This window comes from Acidisoma sp. C75 (assembly GCF_054665095.1).
Window position 1 is genome coordinate 1 of the sequence record NZ_BAAFHD010000019.1, and the last position, 16,766, is coordinate 16,766.

A 16,766-nucleotide genomic window follows, 5' to 3' on the forward strand; every position below is an offset into this window, starting at 1 on the left:
AGAGGCTGCCGCCGCCCGCCGGGGCGGGCGCTTGGGCCGGCTCCGCCACGCGCGCCACAGGTTCGGCGAACAAGCCGCGCGAGCCTGCCGGCCGCTGCGGCAGGGTGGAAGGCCCGCGCAGCGCTGGCGCGGGCGCCGCAGGATGCGGGGCGGCCGGGCTCATCGCCGGCATCGCAGCCGCCGGCGCCATTGCCTGCGGGGCGGCGGCAGGCGCCGCGTTCCAGGCGGCCGGCGCCTGGTTGGCCGCCACATGCGCCTGCGGGAAGGGCAAGGTATTGCCCGCCATGCCATGCGTGCCGGTAGCGGCCATCGGCATCTCCGCCGGCTGCACCTGGGCGGGCTGCGCCACCCGCTCGTTATTCGTCGCGAGTTCGAGCTTCGGCCGGTATTCGACGGCGGCGGAATCGATGCCGGTCGCGACGACGCTGACGCGGATGCGCCCGTTCAGCGTGCTGTCGATCGCCGAGCCGAAGATGATGTTGGCTTCCTCGTCCACTTCCTCGCGGATGCGGTTGGCCGCCTGATCCACCTCGAACAGCGTCATGTCCTCGCCGCCGGTGATGTTGATCAAGAGCCCCCGCGCGCCCGCCATGTTGGTGTCTTCGAGCAGCGGGTTGGAGATCGCGGCTTCGGCGGCGCGGACCGAGCGGCCCTCGCCCTCCGCCTCGCCGGTGCCCATCATCGCCTTGCCCATCTCGGACATGACGGTGCGGATATCGGCGAAATCGAGGTTGACGAGGCCGGGCACGACCATGAGGTCGGTCACGCCGCGCACGCCCATGTAGAGGACGTTGTCGGCCATCTGGAAGGCTTCCTTCCAGCTGGTGTGCTCATTGGCGATCCTGAACAGATTCTGGTTCGGGATGATGATGAGCGTATCGACATATTGCTGCAGCTCGGCGATGCCGGCCTCCGCCGCCCGGGCGCGCTTGACGCCTTCGAAGGCGAAAGGCTTCGTCACCACGCCGACGGTCAGGATGTCATGCTTGCGGGCGAGCCGCGCGATGACCGGGGCCGCCCCCGTGCCGGTGCCGCCGCCCATGCCGGCGGTGATGAAGACCATGTGGACGCCTTCGAGGTGGCGTTCGAGATCGGCCTCCGCTTCCTCGGCGGAGAGGCGGCCGACTTCGGGCTTGCCGCCCGCGCCATTGCCCTGGGTGATGGTCGGCCCGAGCTGGATGCGGCGGTCGGCGCGGCTGCGCATGAGCTGCTGCGCATCGGTATTGGCGACGATGAATTCGACGCCGGGCAGGTTGAGCGCGATCATGTTATCGACCGCGTTCGTGCCGCCGCCACCGACGCCGATGACGCAGATCTTGGGGGTGAAGTCGGACGTGGTTTGCTGAGAAACCGTGAGGTTGAGCGTCATGGACGGCCTCCTTGGAAATGCATGACCGGCAGACGGGGTGCGGCCGGCAGCCGGGCTGGGGGTGTGGTGAAGGGTGGGCTGAAGGGGCGGGCGACGGGCATCAGATCCGCTCCTTCAGAAAGGAGATGAAGCGACGGAACGGCCCGCTCGGCCGCCTCGTCTCCAGGTCGATATCCTGCATGGCGCGGCCCTCGCCGGTGGCCCAGGCGAGCAGCCCGGCGCCGGTTGCGAAAGCGGGGCCGGAAGCCGCGTCCGGAAGCCCGTGCAGGCCCACGGGCTTGCCGAGGCGGACCTGCTTGCCAAGGATCTGGGCCGCGAGTTCACGCGCGCCGGCAAGCTGGCAGGCGCCGCCGGTGAGCACCACGCGGGCACCGGCGACGCGGGAGAGGCCGGAATTCTCCAGCCGGTCCTTCACGATCTCGAAAATCTCTTCGAGCCGCGGGCGGATGATGCTGACAACCATGCTGCGCGGCACGCGGGCGATCTGGTGCTCCTCCTCGCCGACCAGCGGCACGGGCAGCATCTCGCGCTCGTCGTCCGGGCTCGCCTGGCAACTGCCGTAGAGCGTCTTCAGCCGCTCGGCATGCGCGACGGGCGTCGAGAGCAGGCGGGCGATGTCGTTCGTCACATGAATGCCGCCGACGAGGGTGGCCGAGGTGTGCAGCAGCTGGCCTTCGGCGAAGACCGCGAAGCTCGTCGCCCCGCCGCCCATGTCGATCACCGTGGTGCCAAGCTCGCGCTCGTCTTCCACAAGCGTCGCGAGCCCCGCCGCGAAGGGTGCCGAGACCAGCTCCGCGAGTTCGAGATCGCAGCGCGCGAGGCAGGTTTCGAGATTGCGGAGCGCCGAGGTCACGGCGTCGATCACATGCAGCCGCGCCGTCAGCGTCTCGCAATGCAGGCCGCGAGGGTCTTCCACCCGCATCGCCTCATCCACCGAGAAGGAGAGCGGCAGCACGTGGATCGTGTCCCGCCCCTCGCTGAAGCCGCGATGGCGGCCTTCCAGCACCACCTCGCGGATATCCTCCTCCGTCACCGTGCGGCCGCCGACCGGCCATTGGACGTTGAAGAGCCGGCTTTCCGGCTGGCCGCAGCCGAGATTGACGGTGACGGATTTGAGCCGGGTATCGGCCATGTCCTCGGCTTGCCCGACGGCGGCGCGGATCGCCCGCTCGGCCTCGTCGAGATCGGTGATGGCGCCATGGCGGACGCCGAGGCCCTTCTGCCAGCCGAAGCCGAGGATGCGCCGCGTGCCGTCGGGCTCCGCCCGGCCGATCATGCAGGTGATCTTGGTGGAGCCGATATCGAGCACGCCGAACACGCCGGGGCGCAGGCTGCGCGCGCGCTGCGGCAGATCGGCCATCGCGGGCGGGTGGGAACGGCGGGCGAGATCGCTCAAGCGCTGGCTCTCCCTCATCCGTGCGGCGGCGGCGCGGGGGCGGCCGCGCTACCGCTAGGGGTGGGGGGAGCGGCCTTCGGCAGCGGGCGGACGACGACGCGATCGGCGAGCCGCAGATCGATATCGTGCAGCGGCCGGTCGAGAATGCGCATCCGCTGCTGCAGGGCCTGCAGGCGGGCGAGCGCATCCTCCTGGCTCTCGCCCGGCAGCATCACGGTGGCGCCGGATTTGAGCACGAGGTTCCACCGCTCCTGGCCGACGCGCACCGCGCCCACCAGGCGCTTGCGGATATCGGCATAGGGCTTCATCTCGTCGAAAAGCTCGGTCGCGGCATCGGGGGCGCCATCGCCCACCACGAGGGGAAGGTTCAGCGCCTCGGCCGCGCGCGCCACATCCTGCTCGCCCATCACCGCGCCGCTACGGTCGATCAGCCGGAAGGTGCCGTGATCCTGCCAGACGGCAAAGGGCGCGCGCTCGACCAGGCGGACGACGAGGGTATTAGGCAGCCGCCGCTCGACCACGGCATCCGAGACCCAGCCAAGCGCCAGCAGCCGGTTGCGCGCATCGTTGAGGGAGAAGCCGAGGATCGGCTGGCCGATCATGACGCCGAGCGCCCGGCGCAGCAGCGGCTCGGGTGTATTCTCCCGCCCGTCGATCACGATGTTCTCCACCGTCAGCCCCATGCTGGCGCCGATATCGCCGATCATGCGGCGGACGAAGCCGGTGGAGCCGCCGCTGCCGGCATCGCGCACCGCGAGGCTCGCCGCGAAGAGCAGAAGCACGAGCAGGAAGGCGCCGATCGCCGGGCGGGTCAGCCGGCGCAGGCGGCGGATGAGCAGCGCCCGCGCGCTCGGGCGGTCCACCACGCTGCTGCTGGCGCGCAGCCGCGCATTGGCGATCCGGCTGGCCTCGGCCTGGGCCGGGGCGGCGGCGGGGCGGCGGGCTACGCGCGGCATTGGGCGGCCTCCACCATCCAGGCGCAGAGGGCTGGGAAGCTGATGCCGTTGAAGGCCGCCTGCTCGGGCAGCAGGGAGACCGGGGTGAGGCCGGGCTGGGTATTCACTTCGAGGAGCACCAGCCGGCCGGGGGTGCCGGCGGTATCGTCGTACCGAAAGTCCGACCGCGAGGCACCCGCGCAGCCGAGCGCCTGATGCGCCCGCAAGGCGACATCCATCGCCTGTTCGGCGATCGCCGCCGGCAGTTCCGCCGGGATGATATGGGCCGAGCCGCCTTCCGCGTATTTCGACTCGTAGTCGTAGAATTCATGGCTCGCCTTGATCTCGGTGACCGCGAGCGGGCGGTCTCCCATCACGGCGACGGTGATCTCCCGCCCGGGGATGAATTCCTCGACCATCGCGGTCGGCCCGAATTTCCAGCCACGGGCGATCTCCGCGCGCCGATTGTCCCCAGCCTTGAGGATGAAGACCCCGACCGAGGAGCCCTCGTTCTGCGGCTTGATGACGTAGGGCCGGGGCAGCGGATCGGCCTCTTCGAGGGAGCCGAGATCGACGATGCGATGCTGCGCCACGGGCAGGCCGGCCGCCGCGAACAGAGCCTTGGCAGCCACCTTGTCCATAGCGATCGCCGAAGGCCGCACACCGGAATGGGTATAGGGAATGCCCAGCCAGTCCAGCACGCCCTGGATCGCCCCATCCTCGCCGAAGCGGCCGTGCAGCGCGTTGAAGACGACATCGGGCTTGGGATCGAGCGCCGCCAGGAGGGCGCCGAGATCGGCCCCGACCTCGATGGGCACCACCGCGTAGCCCGCTTCCCGCAGCGCGGCGATGACCTGCTGACCGGAGACGAGGCTGACCGCGCGTTCCGCCGAAATACCGCCATAGAGCACCGCCACACGCTTCATGGCACCACCTCGGCGCGCGGCAGCGGCTGGCCGATCCGCTTGATTTCCCATTCGAGGGTGACGCCGGTGGCGGCGGCGACGCGGCGGCGCACCTCCTCGCCGAGGCCTTCGAGATCGGCCGCCGTCGCCTCGCCGGTATTGAGCAGGAAGTTGCAGTGCAGCGTGCTCACCTGCGCAGCCCCGCGGGTAAGGCCGCGGCAGCCGGCGGCGTCGATCAGCTCCCAGGCCTTCTGGCCGGGCGGATTGGCGAAGGTCGAGCCGCCGGTGCGGGCGCGCACCGGCTGGGTCTTGGCGCGGCTTTCGCGGATCTCGGCCATACGGGCGGCGATCAGCGCGGGCTCGGTCGGCGTCGCGCGGAAGCGAGCGCGCACGACGATGGCGCCGGGCGGCAGTTCGGAATGGCGATAGGCGAGGCGCAGCGCCTCGGCCGCGAGGCGAAGCTCGGCACCCTCGCGGGTGACGATCTCCACCCAGTCGAGGCAGGCCTTCACGTCGCTGCCATAGGCGCCGGCATTCATGGCGATGGCGCCGCCGATGCTGCCCGGAATGCCGGAGAGGAATTCGAGCCCGCCCAAGCCCGCCGCCGCCGCATGTTCGGCAACCGTCGCATCCAGGGCCGCCGCACCGCAGACGAGACCATCCGGCTGCACGGTGATCTCCGAAAAGCCGCGCGCCAGCCGGATCACCACGCCCCGGATGCCACCATCGCGGATGATGAGATTGGAGGCGGCGCCGATGACGGTCAGCGGCATCTCTTCCGGCAGTGCGGCGAGGAACTGCGCGAGATCGCGGGCATCGGCGGGCCGTGCGAGGTAATCCGCCGGGCCGCCGACGCGAAACCAGCTGGCGGGCCCGAGCGGCGCATTCTCCTGCAGGCGGCCGCGCAGCGCGGGCAAGGGCGGCAGGCTGTGCGGTGTCTGGGTCATGGCCTGGCTCATGCAGCCCCGCCCCCGCCGCGCCGCAAATGCGGGTTCTGCAGGGCTTCGAGCTGGCTCGGCAGGCCATTGGCCCAGGCGGTGATATTGCCGGCACCGAGACAGACGACGAGATCACCCGGCTGCGCCATGGCATGGACCATCTCGGCCAGATGATCGGGCGAAGGCAGCGGCACGACGCTGCGGTGCCCGCGTGCGCGCAGGCCATCGACCAGGGCATCACGGTTCACCCCCGGGATGGGCGCCTCGCCCGCCGCATAGACATCCGCCACGATGACCGTATCGGCATCGTTCATGCAGGCGCAGAAATCCTCGAACAGGGACTGCAGCCGCGAATAGCGATGCGGCTGGACGACGGCGATGACGCTCCGCCCCCCCGCCTGGCGCGCCGCCTTCAGGACGGCCGCAATCTCCACGGGATGGTGGCCGTAATCGTCGATCACCGTGATGCCGCCGGCTTCGCCGGTTTTGGTAAAGCGACGCTTGACGCCGCGGAAGGCGGCGAGAGACTGGCGGAGCGCGGTCTCGCCGATCTCCATCTCGATGCCGACGGCGATCGCCGCCAGCGCGTTCTGCACATTGTGCTGGCCGAGCATAGGCAGGCGGAAGGGCCCCATGCGGCGCTGGCGGCTGTAGCGCCGATCCGTCACCACCACCTCGAAGACGGCGCCCGCCTTGTCCATTGCCAGACGCTCGGCCCGCACATCAGCCTGCGGGCTGAAGCCGTAGGTGATGATGCGATGATCGGCGAGATGGGGGATCATCTGCTGCACCGCCGGATGATCGACGCAGAGCACGGCGAAGCCGTAGAAGGGGATATTGCCGACGAACTGGCGGTAGCCCGCCTCCATCGCCTCCTGGTTGCCCCAATGGTCGAGATGCTCGGGGTCCATATTGGTGACGACCGCGATGACAGAGGGCAGCCGCAGGAAGCTGCCGTCGCTCTCATCCGCCTCGACCACCATCCAATCCCCGGCACCGAGCCGGGTATTGGTGCCATAGGCGTTGATGATGCCGCCATTGATGACGGTGGGATCGAGCCCGGCGCCTTCCAGCACGGCGGCGATCAGGCTCGTCGTCGTCGTCTTGCCATGGGTGCCGCCGATCGCGACCGACCAGCGGAGGCGCATGAGCTCGGCCAGCATCTCCGCCCGCCGCACCACGGGGATGAGCTTGGCGCGCGCCGCCTGAACCTCGGGGTTGTCCGCCCTCACGGCGGTCGAGACGACGACGACCTGCGCCTGGCCGAGATTCTTCGCGTCATGACCGATGGCGACCGGAATGCCCTCGCCTTTGAGGCGCTTCACATTGGCCGAATCGGCAATATCGCTGCCCTGCACGGAATAGCCGAGATTGTGCAGCACCTCGGCGATGCCGGACATGCCGATGCCGCCGATGCCGACGAAGTGAATGGTGCCGATGGAAAGCGGCAGAGCTCTCATTGCGCGCGCGCCTCCCGCACCAGACAGTCTTCAACGAGATCGGCGAGCGCCGAAACAGCGTCGGGCTTGGCCCGCACCCGTGCGGACGCCGCCATGCCGGCAAGCCGGCCAGGATCAGCGAGCAGCGAAGCAAGCGCGGCCGCCAGCGCATCGCGGGTGAAGCCTGGCTGTGGCATCACGATGGCAGCCCCTGCCTCGGCCAGGATCTTCGCATTGGCCGATTGGTGATCGTCGATCGCGCTCGGCAGGGGGACGAGGACGGAAGGACGGCCGACGACCGCGAGTTCGGCGCAGGTCGAAGCGCCCGCGCGCGCGATGACGAGATGGCTGGCTGCCAGCCGCTCCGCCATATCGGTGAAGAAGGGGGAGACCTCGGCTGCGATCCCGGCCTCCGCATAGGCCGCCTGAACGCGCGCGGCATCCTCCGCCCGTGCCTGTTGGACCACGTGCAGGCGCACCCGCAAACCCTCCGGCAGCGCACAGAGCCCAGCGGGCACGACATCGCTCAGCACCCTTGCGCCGAGCGAGCCGCCCGTGACGAGGAGGCGGATCGGGCCCTCGGCGGACGGCGCCGCATACGGCGTGCCGGCGAGAGCGGCGATGGCCGGGCGGACCGGATTGCCGGTCACCATCGTGCGGATACCGGCCGGCACCCGCGCCGTCCCTTCGGCACTGAGTGCCAGCGCCGTCGCGGCGCGCGCGAAGGCGCGATTGGCCCGGCCGAGAACGGCATTCTGCTCATGCAGGATGACGGGCACGCGGCCGCGGGAGAAGCGATTGGCGAGGATCGGCGGCACGCAGGGATAGCCGCCGAAGCCCACGATGGCCCCGGCGTCGAGCTCTGCCAGCAGGCGCCGCGCGGCAAGCGTGCCGGCGGCAAGCGCACCCGCCGCCTTGATGCCGCGGAGGAGGCCGCGCCCGGCGATGCCGGCACCCGGCAACACGTGCCTGTCCTCCGGCGCGAAAGCCTCCGAAGCCTGGCCCGCCGAGCGCGCATCCGTCATCAGCACCGGGCGGCGGCCCCGCGCGGCGAGTTCATGCGCCAGGGCCTCGGCAGGAAAGAAGTGCCCGCCGGTGCCGCCTGCGGCGATGACGATCGGGATCAGCCGCGCGCCCCTCATCGCCGCTCTCCCCCAGCCGGGCGGCGGCGCGTGAGGGCGAGCAGCATGCCCATCTCGAACGCGACCGAAAGCGCCGAGGACCCGCCATAGGAGATGAAGGGCAAGGTCATGCCCTTGGTCGGGATGAGTTCGAGCGAGGATGCCATGTTGACGAAGGCCTGGAGCCCGAAGCTGATGAGCAAGCCCCCCGCCGCCAACAGCACGAAATGATCGTTCTCGGCCACCAGCCGCAACAGGCCGCGCAGCACGATGAGCGCGAAGATGCCGAGGATGACGAGGCAGATGACGAGGCCGAATTCCTCTCCGGCGACCGCGAAGACGAAATCTGCATGCGCATCGGGCAGGATGTCCTTGACCGTCCCCTCGCCCGGGCCACGGCCCAGAAGCCCGCCATTGCCGAAGGCCTGCAGGGCGGTCAGCGCCTGATAGGCGGTCTTCTCCGTCGGGTGCAGGAAACGCTCCACGCGCACATGCACGTGCGGCATCAGGAAGAAGGCGGCAATGAAAGCGATGAGCAGCGCCACGAAAGCCGCCACGACGAGGCCGAAATTCAAGCCATCGAGGAAGAGTTGCGTCAGAAACACGACGCTGACCACCGCGAGCATGCCGATATCGGGCTGCGCCTTCAGCAGCAGCGCGATGATCGCGTAGAGCATCACCGCGAGCATGCGGCCGGGAAACTTCTCAACCCGCCGCGCTTCGACGAGGAGCCCGGCCGTCACTACGGTGAAGAAGGGCTTGAGGAATTCGCTCGGCTGGAGCGAGAGCAGCGGCAGCGCGATCCAGCGCCGCGCGCCCTTGATCTCCACCCCATGCACCAGCGTATAGGCCGTCATCAGCACAGCGATGATGGTGCCGATCAACGCCAGCCAGCGGACGCCCTTGAGGGACATCATCGAGACGCCGATCACGATGGCCCCGGCCACCGCGAGGAAGGCGATCTGCTTGATGATGAGCATGTCCCGCGGGTCGCCGATGCGATGCGCAACCGCGGGGCTCGACGCCAGCACCAGCACATAGCCGAAGCCAATCAGCGTGCCGATGCAGAGCAACGTCCAGCGATCGACCGTCCACCACCAGAGGCCGACGAGCGAGGTATCGGTGCGGGAGCGGAAGCGCGTCATGCATCCCCCTTCTGGGAAGCATCCCGCGGCAGGGCGCAGACCAGGGCGGCGAAGCGATCCCCCCGCGCCTCGAAGCCGGAAAACTGATCGAAGCTCGCGGTTGCCGGCGAGAGCAGCACGACGGTCGCGCCGAGCGCCCGGGCCTGGGCATAGGCCGCCGGCACCGCCTCTTCCAGGGTGCCGGCAATACGATGGGCGACGCCGTGGCGGCCGAGCGTCTCGGCGAAGGCCGGGCCGTCCTGGCCGATCAGCTCGGCATGCAGGATGCGGGGGAAGAAGGGCGCGAGCGCTTCGATACCGCCAGCCTTGGCGATGCCGCCGGCGATCCAGACGATGCGCTCGTAACAGCCAAGCGCGCGGGCCGCGGCATCGGCATTGGTCGCCTTGCTGTCATTGACGAAGAGGATGCCGTCCCGCTCCCCCACCCGCGCCTGGCGGTGCGGCAGGCCGGGGAAGCTCTCGATCCCGGGGTCGATCGCCCGCTCGCCGAGGCCGAGGGCGCGCGCCATCGCCGCCGCCGCCGCCGCGTTCTGGGCATTATGCGCGCCCGGCAGCGCCGGCACGCCGGTCTCCCGGCCGAGCCCGCTGATGCGCACCACCCGCATCGGGCCTTCCGACTCAAGCGAGTCGGCCATCGCCGCCGAAAGCGCGTCATCAACGCCGATTACGGCGACGTCTTCTGCGGTTTGGCGGGCGAAGATCGCCCGCTTTACAGCGGCATAGCCGTCCATGCTGCCATGACGGTCGAAATGATCGGGGGAGAGATTCAGCATTGCCGCTGTAGAGAAGCGGAGTTTAGCGATTCGCTCCAACATGTAAGACGACATTTCGAGAACATAGACGCCGGTATCGGGCAGCAGCGGCAAAGCGAGCGCGGCGGGGCCGAGATTGCCGCCGGCGGCCACCGGCACGCCGGCTTCGCGCAGAATATGCGCGAGCAAGGCAGTGGTGGTTGATTTGCCATTGGTGCCGGTGATCCCGGCGAACCGCGCCTTGGAGCCCGCGCTTCGCACCGCCTCGTAGAGAAGCTCGGCATCGCTCAGAACGGCCACGTTTTCCGCCCGCGCCCGCGCCGCCACCGGATGCGGCTTCGGCAGGAGATGCGGAATGCCGGGCGAGAGCACCAGCGCATCGAAGCGGAAATCCTCGAGGCCGGCGAGATCGGCAAGCGCGAAGCCTTCCGCCGCCGCCATGGCGCGCTGCTCGGCCCCGTCATCCCAGAGCAGCGTCTCGGCGCCCATGGCGCGCAGCGCGCGCGCCGCCGGCAGGCCGTTGCGGCCGAGACCGAGGATCGCGTAGCGCCGGCCCGCGAAGAGGGTGGGGGGAAAGGCCGTCATCGGATCTTGAGGGTCGCGAGACCCACGAGGGCGAGGATCATCGAGACGATCCAGAAGCGGATGACGATGGTGGGTTCGGCCCAGCCCTTCTTCTCGAAATGATGATGCAGCGGCGCCATCAGGAAAACCCGCCGCCCGGTGCGCTTGAACCAGAAGACCTGGATGATGACGGAGAGCGTCTCGACCACGAAGAGCCCGCCGACGATGGCGAGCACGATCTCGTGCTTGGTGGCGACAGCGACGGAGGCGACGGCGCCGCCCAGCGCGAGGCTGCCGGTATCGCCCATGAAGACCGCCGCCGGCGGCGCGTTGAACCAGAGAAAGCCGAGCCCCGCCCCGATCAGCGCCGAGCAGAAGACCGCGAGTTCCCCCGAGCCCGGAACGAAAGGCAGTTCGAGATAGCCCGCGAAGATATGGTTGCCGACGAGATAGGCGATGAGCGCGAAAACTCCGGCGACGATGATCGTCGGCACCACGGCGAGCCCATCGAGACCATCGGTGAGATTGACCGCGTTGGACGCGCCCATCATCACCAGCATGCCGAAAAGCGGGAAGCCGAGGCCGAGCGGGATGAGCACGCCCTTGAACACCGGCACCGAAACCCCGCTGCCCATCGCGCCGCCGATGTGCATCATGATCCAGATGGAGGCGAGGAGGCCGATACCGGCTTGGCCCACGAGCTTGAAGCGGCCGGACAAGCCCTTGGTATTGCGCTTGGTGACCTTGAGGTAATCATCCATGAAGCCGAGGGCGCCGTAGCCCAGCGTCACGAACAGCGTTGACCAGACATAGGGATTGTCGAGGTCGGTCCACAGCAGGGTGGAGATGGTGAGCGCGCTGAGAATGAGCACGCCGCCCATCGTCGGCGTGCCCTTCTTCTCGACCAGATGCCGCTCCGGCCCGTCGAGCCGGATCGGCTGGCCCTGCTTCTGCAGGCCGCGCAGCATGCGGATCACCCGCGGGCCGAGCAGGAAGCTGAAGACGAGCGAGGTGAGGCACGCGCCGCCCGAACGGAAGGTGAGGTAGCGGAAGAGGTTCAGCGCATGCAGATGGTCCGCGAAGGGCAGCAGCAGGTTATAGAGCATCAGACGGGCTCCTCAGTCTCGGCTCGGAGAGGGAGCGCGTTGATAACGAGGCTCATGCGGCTGCCAAGGCTGCCTTTCACAAGGATCGCATCCCCGGGGCGCAGGGCTGCGGCGACCATCGGGGCAAGGGCGGCAGAACTCTCGGCATAGCCCGCGCGCATCACCGCCGGCACCGCCTCGTAAAGCCGCTGCATCTCGGCCCCGCAGGCGAAGAGCAGATCGGCATGCGCCATGACATCGGGGGCGAGGGCGAGATGCTCGGCAGCACTCGCCGCGCCCAACTCGCGCATATCGCCCAGCACGGCGATCCGCCGCGCCGCCGGCTGCAGCGCGAGCACGGCGAGGGCTGCCCGCACGGAGGGGCCGGAGGCGTTGTAGCTTTCGTCGAGCAGAAGCGCCTCGCCGCCTGGGAGGGCGAGGCTGCGGCGCGTGCCCCGGCCGCTGACCGGGGCGAAGCCTTCGAGCGCCGCGGCCGCCGCCTGCGGATCGACGCCGAGAGCGGCTGCCGCCGCGATCGCCGCCACCGCGTTCATCGCCATATGCCGCCCCGGTGCCGCGAGGCGAAGGGTGAGCGGCAGGCCCCAGAGGGTGAGCGAGAGCGTGGCGCCCTCGGCATCGCTCTCCGCGCCGAGCAGCCGCGCCTCGTTCTCGGCCGCCGCGCCGAACCGCAGGATGCGCCTGCCCGCCGCCGCTGCCGCGAGAATGGGATATTCCGCGCAATCGCCCGGCAGGATGGCAGTGCCGCCAGGCTCCAGCCCGCCGAGCAGCGCCGCCTTCTCGGCAGCGATCGCCTCGATACTGCCCATATGCCCGATATGGACCGGCGCGATCGTGGTGATCACCGCCACATGCGGCCGCGCCAGGGCGGCGAGCGGGGCGATCTCACCCGGATGGTTCATGCCGATCTCGGCGACGCAGAAGGCGGCGGTGCGCGGCATCCGCGCGAGGGTCAGCGGCACGCCCCAGTGATTATTGTAGGAGGCGACGGCGGCATGGGTCTCTCCCGCCGCGGCCAGGATGCGACGCAGCATCTCCTTCGTCGTCGTCTTGCCGACGCTGCCGGTGATGGCGGCAAGCCGGCCGCCGAAGCGCGCCCGTGCCGCCTGGCCGAGGGCGGTGAGGCCGGCGAGGGTATCCGCGACCGTGAGCAGGGGCGCCTCGTCGCCGAGTTCGGGCAGCGGCCGATCGACGAGCACGCCGGCAGCCCCGGCGGCGAGGGCCGCGGCGACGAAGAGATGCCCGTCCCGGTTCTCGCCATGCAGCGCGACGAAGAGATCACCCGGCGCGATGCTGCGGGTATCGATCGAGACCCCTTCGGCCGCGAAGGGCCGGGCCATAGCGCCGCCGGTCGCGGCGGCCAATTCCTCGGCGGTCCAGAGCGCGCTCATGCCGCGCCCTGCCCGAGCAGCCGGCGGATCACCGCCACATCGTCGAACGGCAGCACCTCGCGGCCGATGATCTGGCCCTGCTCATGCCCCTTGCCGGCGACGACGAGCACATCCCCAGGCCCCAGCGCCGCGAGGCCGGCGGCGATCGCCGCTTCCCGCCCGGCGACCTCGATGGCATCGGGCGCGCCGGCCATCACCTCAGCGCGGATCGCGGCCGCGTCCTCGGTGCGGGGATTGTCGTCGGTCACGATCACGAGATCGGCCGCGCGCGCCGCGGCCTCCGCCATCAGCGGCCGCTTGCCGCGGTCCCGGTCCCCGCCGGCGCCGAAGACGATCACCAGCCGGCCCTGGGCATGCGGACGAAGGGCGGCGAGCAGCCGGGCGATGGCATCCGGCGTATGGGCGTAATCGACATAGGCGGCGGCTCCGTTGGGCAGCGTCGCCGCCCGCTCCAGCCGGCCGCGCACGCCCTGCAGCTGCCCCAGACGGTCGAAGACCGCTGGCTCGCCGAGCATCAGCGCGAGGCCGGCGGCCAGCAGCGCGTTGTCCGCCTGGAAGCGGCCCGGAAGGCTCAGCGCCACCTCGAAACGGCGGCCGCTCAGGGAAAGCTCCAGCAGCTGCCCGTCCGGCCGGGGCAGCGCGCGATGCAGCTGGATGAGGGAGCCGCCCTCGCCCACGGTCGCGAAGGAGAGGCCCCGCCGGCCGGCGATCTCGGCCATCGCCTCGCGGCTTTCCCGATCGAGCCCCATGGCGGCGATGGCGGGCGCCCCGCGCGGCAGCAGCTCGGCGAAGAGGCGCAGCTTGGCGGCGCGATAGGCCTCCATGCTGCCGTGATAGTCGAGATGGTCGCGGGTGAGATTGGTGAAGGCGGCGGCCGCCAGGCGCAGCCCATCGAGACGGAACTGCGCAAGCCCGTGCGAGGAGGCTTCGAGGGCGACATGCTGCACCCCGCGCGCCGCAAGCGTCGCCAAGGTGGTGGCGAGGCTGACGGGATCGGGCGTCGTCAGCCCTGCCCCCGCCGGCAGGCCGGGGGCGACGAGGCCGAGCGTACCGAGCGAGGCGGCCGGATGCGCGCCCATCGCCCAGAGCTGGCGGAGGAAATCGGCCGTGCTGGTCTTGCCGTTGGTGCCGGTGATGGCGGCGATGCGGCGCGGCTGCACGCCGGCGAGCTGGGCCGCCATCAGCGCGAGGCGCCGGCGGGGCAGCGGATCGAGGATGAGCGGGCGCGGCGGCACCCCAGCCGGCCAATCCGTATCGGGCGGGGCGAGGACGGCGGCGGCACCGCGGGCCACCGCCTCGGCGATAAAGGCCCGGCCATCCTGCCGGCTGCCGGGCAGCGCCGCGAAGACGAACCCCGGCCGCACCTCCTCGCTCGCCGCGGTGATACCGAGGATCTCGACGGCGGACGCGCCGCCGCCCGGCAGCCGCCCCGGCCGCGGCGCGGCAGGCCCGCTCGCCCCCTGCATCAGGTCAATGAGCCGCATGGGCCGGGTCCGGCACACGATAGATCGCGTCCCGCCGCAGCGCCTGGCCGGCGGCGGGCGACACCTGCCAGCCGCGGGCCGCCGCCATCGCGGCGGCGCTCGCCGCGGCGAGCGTGCGGCGTGGCGGGGCAGCCTGCGCCACCCGCGCGACATGCCGCGCCCGCCGCGCGCCTTGCGGGCTCAGCAGCACGTCATTGGCGGCGAGGTTATCGGGCTCGCCAGGATTACCGGGGCCGAGCGGCACCACGCCGGGCGGCGCCGGATAGGGGCTCGGGATCGACAGATCCTGGTTGATCTGGGCGACATTGGTAAAGCGCGGCAGCACGTTCAGCATCGGCCCGATACGGGCGATGACGCGGGCGACCACGGGCCCCGCGATCATGCCGCCGGTGGTGAAGCCATGGGTCGCCGCCGTCGCATGCGGGCTGTCGATCGCGACATAGACGACGTAGCGCGGCGCATCCATCGGGAAAGCCGCGACGAAGGACGAGTAGTTGGTGTGCTGGCGGTAGCCGCCCTGCTTGGAGACCTTCTGCGAGGTGCCGGTTTTGGCGCCGACGAAATAGCCCGGCACGTCGCCATTGGTCGCCGTGCCGCCGAGGACGATCTGGCGCAGGATGCGGCGCATCATGTCCGAGGTCGATTGCTGCATCACGCGCGTGCCCTGCGGCGGCGGCGCCCCAGGATCGGATGCCAGCAGCGTCGGCTTATAGAGGATGCCGCCATCGACCATGGCGACCGCGGTATTGGCGATATGCAGCGGGCTGACCGCGATGCCGTTGCCGAAGGAGACGGTCATCACCGTCGCCTTGCCCCATTCGGCATCGGTCTGCACCTGCGGATAGGCGGCCTCAGGCAGCTGGATCGGCTCCTTCGTCATCAGCCCGAGCTTCTTCAGCCACTCCCGCTGCCGCTGCTTGCCGATGAGGATCGCGATGCGCGAGGCACCGATATTGGAGGACAGCTTCATGATGTCCTCCAACTGCATCCAGCGGTGCTGCGGCTCATAATCGGTGATCTGGAAATGGCCGATCGGCAGGGGGTGGGTGGTGTTGAAGTAATCCCACATGTGGATCACGCCATCATCCAGCGCCATGCTCGCGGTTTGCAGCTTGAAGACCGAGCCGGGCTCATAGGTGCCGGTCGCGCAGCGGTTGAAGCGCGCAGCGGGGGGCGCGGTCGCCAGATCGTTCGCGTCATAGTCGGGGATGCTGACCATGCCGAGGATCTGCCCGTTGGTCGCATCCTCGACGATGCCGCAGCCGCCGATCGCCTGGAAGCCGCTTACCGCCTGTGCGACCTCATCCCGCAGGATCGCCTGCACCCGCACGTCGATCGAGAGCCTGAGCGGTGTCGGGTCCGAGTTCAGCCGCTTGTTGAAGTATTTCTCGACGCCCGCGATCCCGTTGCCATCGATATCGACGCCGCCGAGCACCTGCGCCGCCGTGTCGCCCAGCGGATAACGCCGCTCGGAGGACATCTGGAAGGAGAGGCCGGGAATGCCGAGATCGTTGATGGCGAGTTCCTGCGCAGGCGTGACGCGGCGGGCGATATAGACAAAGGCCTTGCTGCTCGACAGCCGCTGCACGACGTCGGCGACGTTGAGATCAGGCAGGATCTTCTGCAAGGCCGTCGCCACCTGATGCGGGTCGATCATCTGGCGGGGATCGGCATAGAGGCTGGCGACCGGCAGGGATACCGCGAGGATCTGCCCATTGGCATCGACGATGGAGGCGCGGCCCGGCGAGGGGGCCGAGATCGGCGGCGGCGGCTGGGGCTTGAACTGCTGGACGATCTGAGGCGCCGGCAGCATGGGGTTGACGATCGTCGCATCGGCGAGGCGCAGCGCGATCGCGAAGAACAGCATGAGGAAGACGCCGGCCACCACCACGAGGCGGCCGCGGCTCTTCTCCAGCGCGGCGCGCTGGCGGAGATCGGGCGAGGTGATGCGCACGGTCTCAGCCCGCACCTCGCTCCCCCGGCGCGGCCGCGGGCCCCAGGCGTTGTTCGGTTCGGTGTCGGGCGGGGGCGCGTCGTTCACAACCGCTGCCGCTTACTGCGTCGTGGAATAGAGCGGGCGCGGCGGGGCGAGCGTCGCGCCGCCGGCCATGCCGAGCGCGGAGGCCGTCGGCCGGTAGATGACGGCGGCCGGCGCGGGCAGGATGCGGGCCATCACCGGCGCATGCACGGGCTCGTTCGCGGCGAAATATTGCGGCGCGGCGGG

General features: G+C 70.1%; 13 protein-coding genes. All 13 read right to left on the bottom strand.

Translation table 11 applies throughout. The features are described from left to right. Positions 1 to 1,369, bottom strand: a 1,369-nt coding sequence (gene ftsZ, locus ACYQ7X_RS17075) for a cell division protein FtsZ (protein WP_459698280.1), incomplete at its 3' end; no start/stop codon positions are given. Positions 1,370 to 1,469: 100 nt separating this feature from the next. Then, a complete protein-coding gene (gene ftsA, locus ACYQ7X_RS17080) occupies positions 1,470 to 2,765 on the bottom strand; it encodes a cell division protein FtsA (RefSeq protein WP_459698281.1) in 1,296 nt (431 codons plus the stop codon). A 14-nt stretch (positions 2,766 to 2,779) separates the two neighbouring features. Next, complete coding sequence (locus ACYQ7X_RS17085) at positions 2,780 to 3,721, bottom strand: cell division protein FtsQ/DivIB (RefSeq protein WP_459698282.1); 942 nt, start codon at positions 3,719 to 3,721, stop codon at positions 2,780 to 2,782. Then, a complete protein-coding gene (locus ACYQ7X_RS17090) occupies positions 3,709 to 4,626 on the bottom strand; it encodes a D-alanine--D-alanine ligase (RefSeq protein ID WP_459698283.1) in 918 nt (305 codons plus the stop codon). Before ACYQ7X_RS17090 ends, ACYQ7X_RS17085 begins: the two co-directional genes overlap by 13 nt. Next, positions 4,623 to 5,552, bottom strand: coding sequence for a UDP-N-acetylmuramate dehydrogenase (gene murB, locus ACYQ7X_RS17095; RefSeq protein ID WP_459698284.1), 930 nt, complete (start codon positions 5,550 to 5,552; stop codon positions 4,623 to 4,625). The genes ACYQ7X_RS17090 and murB overlap by 4 nt, the downstream gene beginning before the upstream one ends. Positions 5,553 to 5,560: 8 nt before the next feature. Further along, positions 5,561 to 7,003 carry a UDP-N-acetylmuramate--L-alanine ligase gene (gene murC / locus ACYQ7X_RS17100; protein WP_459698285.1) on the bottom strand — a complete coding sequence of 481 codons (1,443 nt, stop codon included), beginning with the start codon at positions 7,001 to 7,003 and terminating at the stop codon, positions 5,561 to 5,563. Beyond that, positions 7,000 to 8,124 carry an undecaprenyldiphospho-muramoylpentapeptide beta-N-acetylglucosaminyltransferase gene (gene murG, locus ACYQ7X_RS17105; protein WP_459698286.1) on the bottom strand — a complete coding sequence of 375 codons (1,125 nt, stop codon included), beginning with the start codon at positions 8,122 to 8,124 and terminating at the stop codon, positions 7,000 to 7,002. The genes murC and murG overlap by 4 nt, the downstream gene beginning before the upstream one ends. Further along, the gene (locus tag ACYQ7X_RS17110) at positions 8,121 to 9,248 is read right to left on the bottom strand and encodes an FtsW/RodA/SpoVE family cell cycle protein (RefSeq protein ID WP_459698287.1); all 1,128 of its coding nucleotides are present in this window, start codon (positions 9,246 to 9,248) and stop codon (positions 8,121 to 8,123) included. Before ACYQ7X_RS17110 ends, murG begins: the two co-directional genes overlap by 4 nt. Continuing rightward, positions 9,245 to 10,585, bottom strand: a complete 1,341-nt coding sequence (gene murD / locus ACYQ7X_RS17115; protein ID WP_459698288.1) for a UDP-N-acetylmuramoyl-L-alanine--D-glutamate ligase — start codon at positions 10,583 to 10,585, stop codon at positions 9,245 to 9,247. Before murD ends, ACYQ7X_RS17110 begins: the two co-directional genes overlap by 4 nt. Next, positions 10,582 to 11,670, bottom strand: a complete 1,089-nt coding sequence (mraY, locus tag ACYQ7X_RS17120) for a phospho-N-acetylmuramoyl-pentapeptide-transferase (RefSeq protein WP_459698289.1) — start codon at positions 11,668 to 11,670, stop codon at positions 10,582 to 10,584. Before mraY ends, murD begins: the two co-directional genes overlap by 4 nt. Beyond that, positions 11,670 to 13,058 (bottom strand): UDP-N-acetylmuramoyl-tripeptide--D-alanyl-D-alanine ligase, encoded by a 1,389-nt coding sequence (locus tag ACYQ7X_RS17125; RefSeq protein WP_459698290.1) that lies wholly within the window; start codon positions 13,056 to 13,058, stop codon positions 11,670 to 11,672. Before ACYQ7X_RS17125 ends, mraY begins: the two co-directional genes overlap by 1 nt. Further along, entirely contained in the window at positions 13,055 to 14,542 is a 1,488-nt protein-coding gene (locus tag ACYQ7X_RS17130) for a UDP-N-acetylmuramoyl-L-alanyl-D-glutamate--2,6-diaminopimelate ligase (protein ID WP_459698291.1), read from the bottom strand. The genes ACYQ7X_RS17125 and ACYQ7X_RS17130 overlap by 4 nt, the downstream gene beginning before the upstream one ends. Beyond that, a complete protein-coding gene (locus ACYQ7X_RS17135; RefSeq protein WP_459698292.1) occupies positions 14,529 to 16,511 on the bottom strand; it encodes a peptidoglycan D,D-transpeptidase FtsI family protein in 1,983 nt (660 codons plus the stop codon). Before ACYQ7X_RS17135 ends, ACYQ7X_RS17130 begins: the two co-directional genes overlap by 14 nt. Positions 16,512 to 16,766: the final 255 nt, after the last annotated feature.

Coding starts and splice junctions, on each gene's coding strand:
- ACYQ7X_RS17125 (WP_459698290.1), bottom strand. CDS start 13,058: ATGAGCGCGCTCTGGACCGCCGAGGAATTGGCCGCCGCGACCGGCGGC.
- ACYQ7X_RS17090 (WP_459698283.1), bottom strand. CDS start 4,626: ATGAAGCGTGTGGCGGTGCTCTATGGCGGTATTTCGGCGGAACGCGCG.
- mraY (WP_459698289.1), bottom strand. CDS start 11,670: ATGCTCTATAACCTGCTGCTGCCCTTCGCGGACCATCTGCATGCGCTG.
- murG (WP_459698286.1), bottom strand. CDS start 8,124: ATGAGGGGCGCGCGGCTGATCCCGATCGTCATCGCCGCAGGCGGCACC.
- murC (WP_459698285.1), bottom strand. CDS start 7,003: ATGAGAGCTCTGCCGCTTTCCATCGGCACCATTCACTTCGTCGGCATC.
- ACYQ7X_RS17130 (WP_459698291.1), bottom strand. CDS start 14,542: ATGCGGCTCATTGACCTGATGCAGGGGGCGAGCGGGCCTGCCGCGCCG.
- ACYQ7X_RS17110 (WP_459698287.1), bottom strand. CDS start 9,248: ATGACGCGCTTCCGCTCCCGCACCGATACCTCGCTCGTCGGCCTCTGG.
- murD (WP_459698288.1), bottom strand. CDS start 10,585: ATGACGGCCTTTCCCCCCACCCTCTTCGCGGGCCGGCGCTACGCGATC.
- ACYQ7X_RS17085 (WP_459698282.1), bottom strand. CDS start 3,721: ATGCCGCGCGTAGCCCGCCGCCCCGCCGCCGCCCCGGCCCAGGCCGAG.
- murB (WP_459698284.1), bottom strand. CDS start 5,552: ATGACCCAGACACCGCACAGCCTGCCGCCCTTGCCCGCGCTGCGCGGC.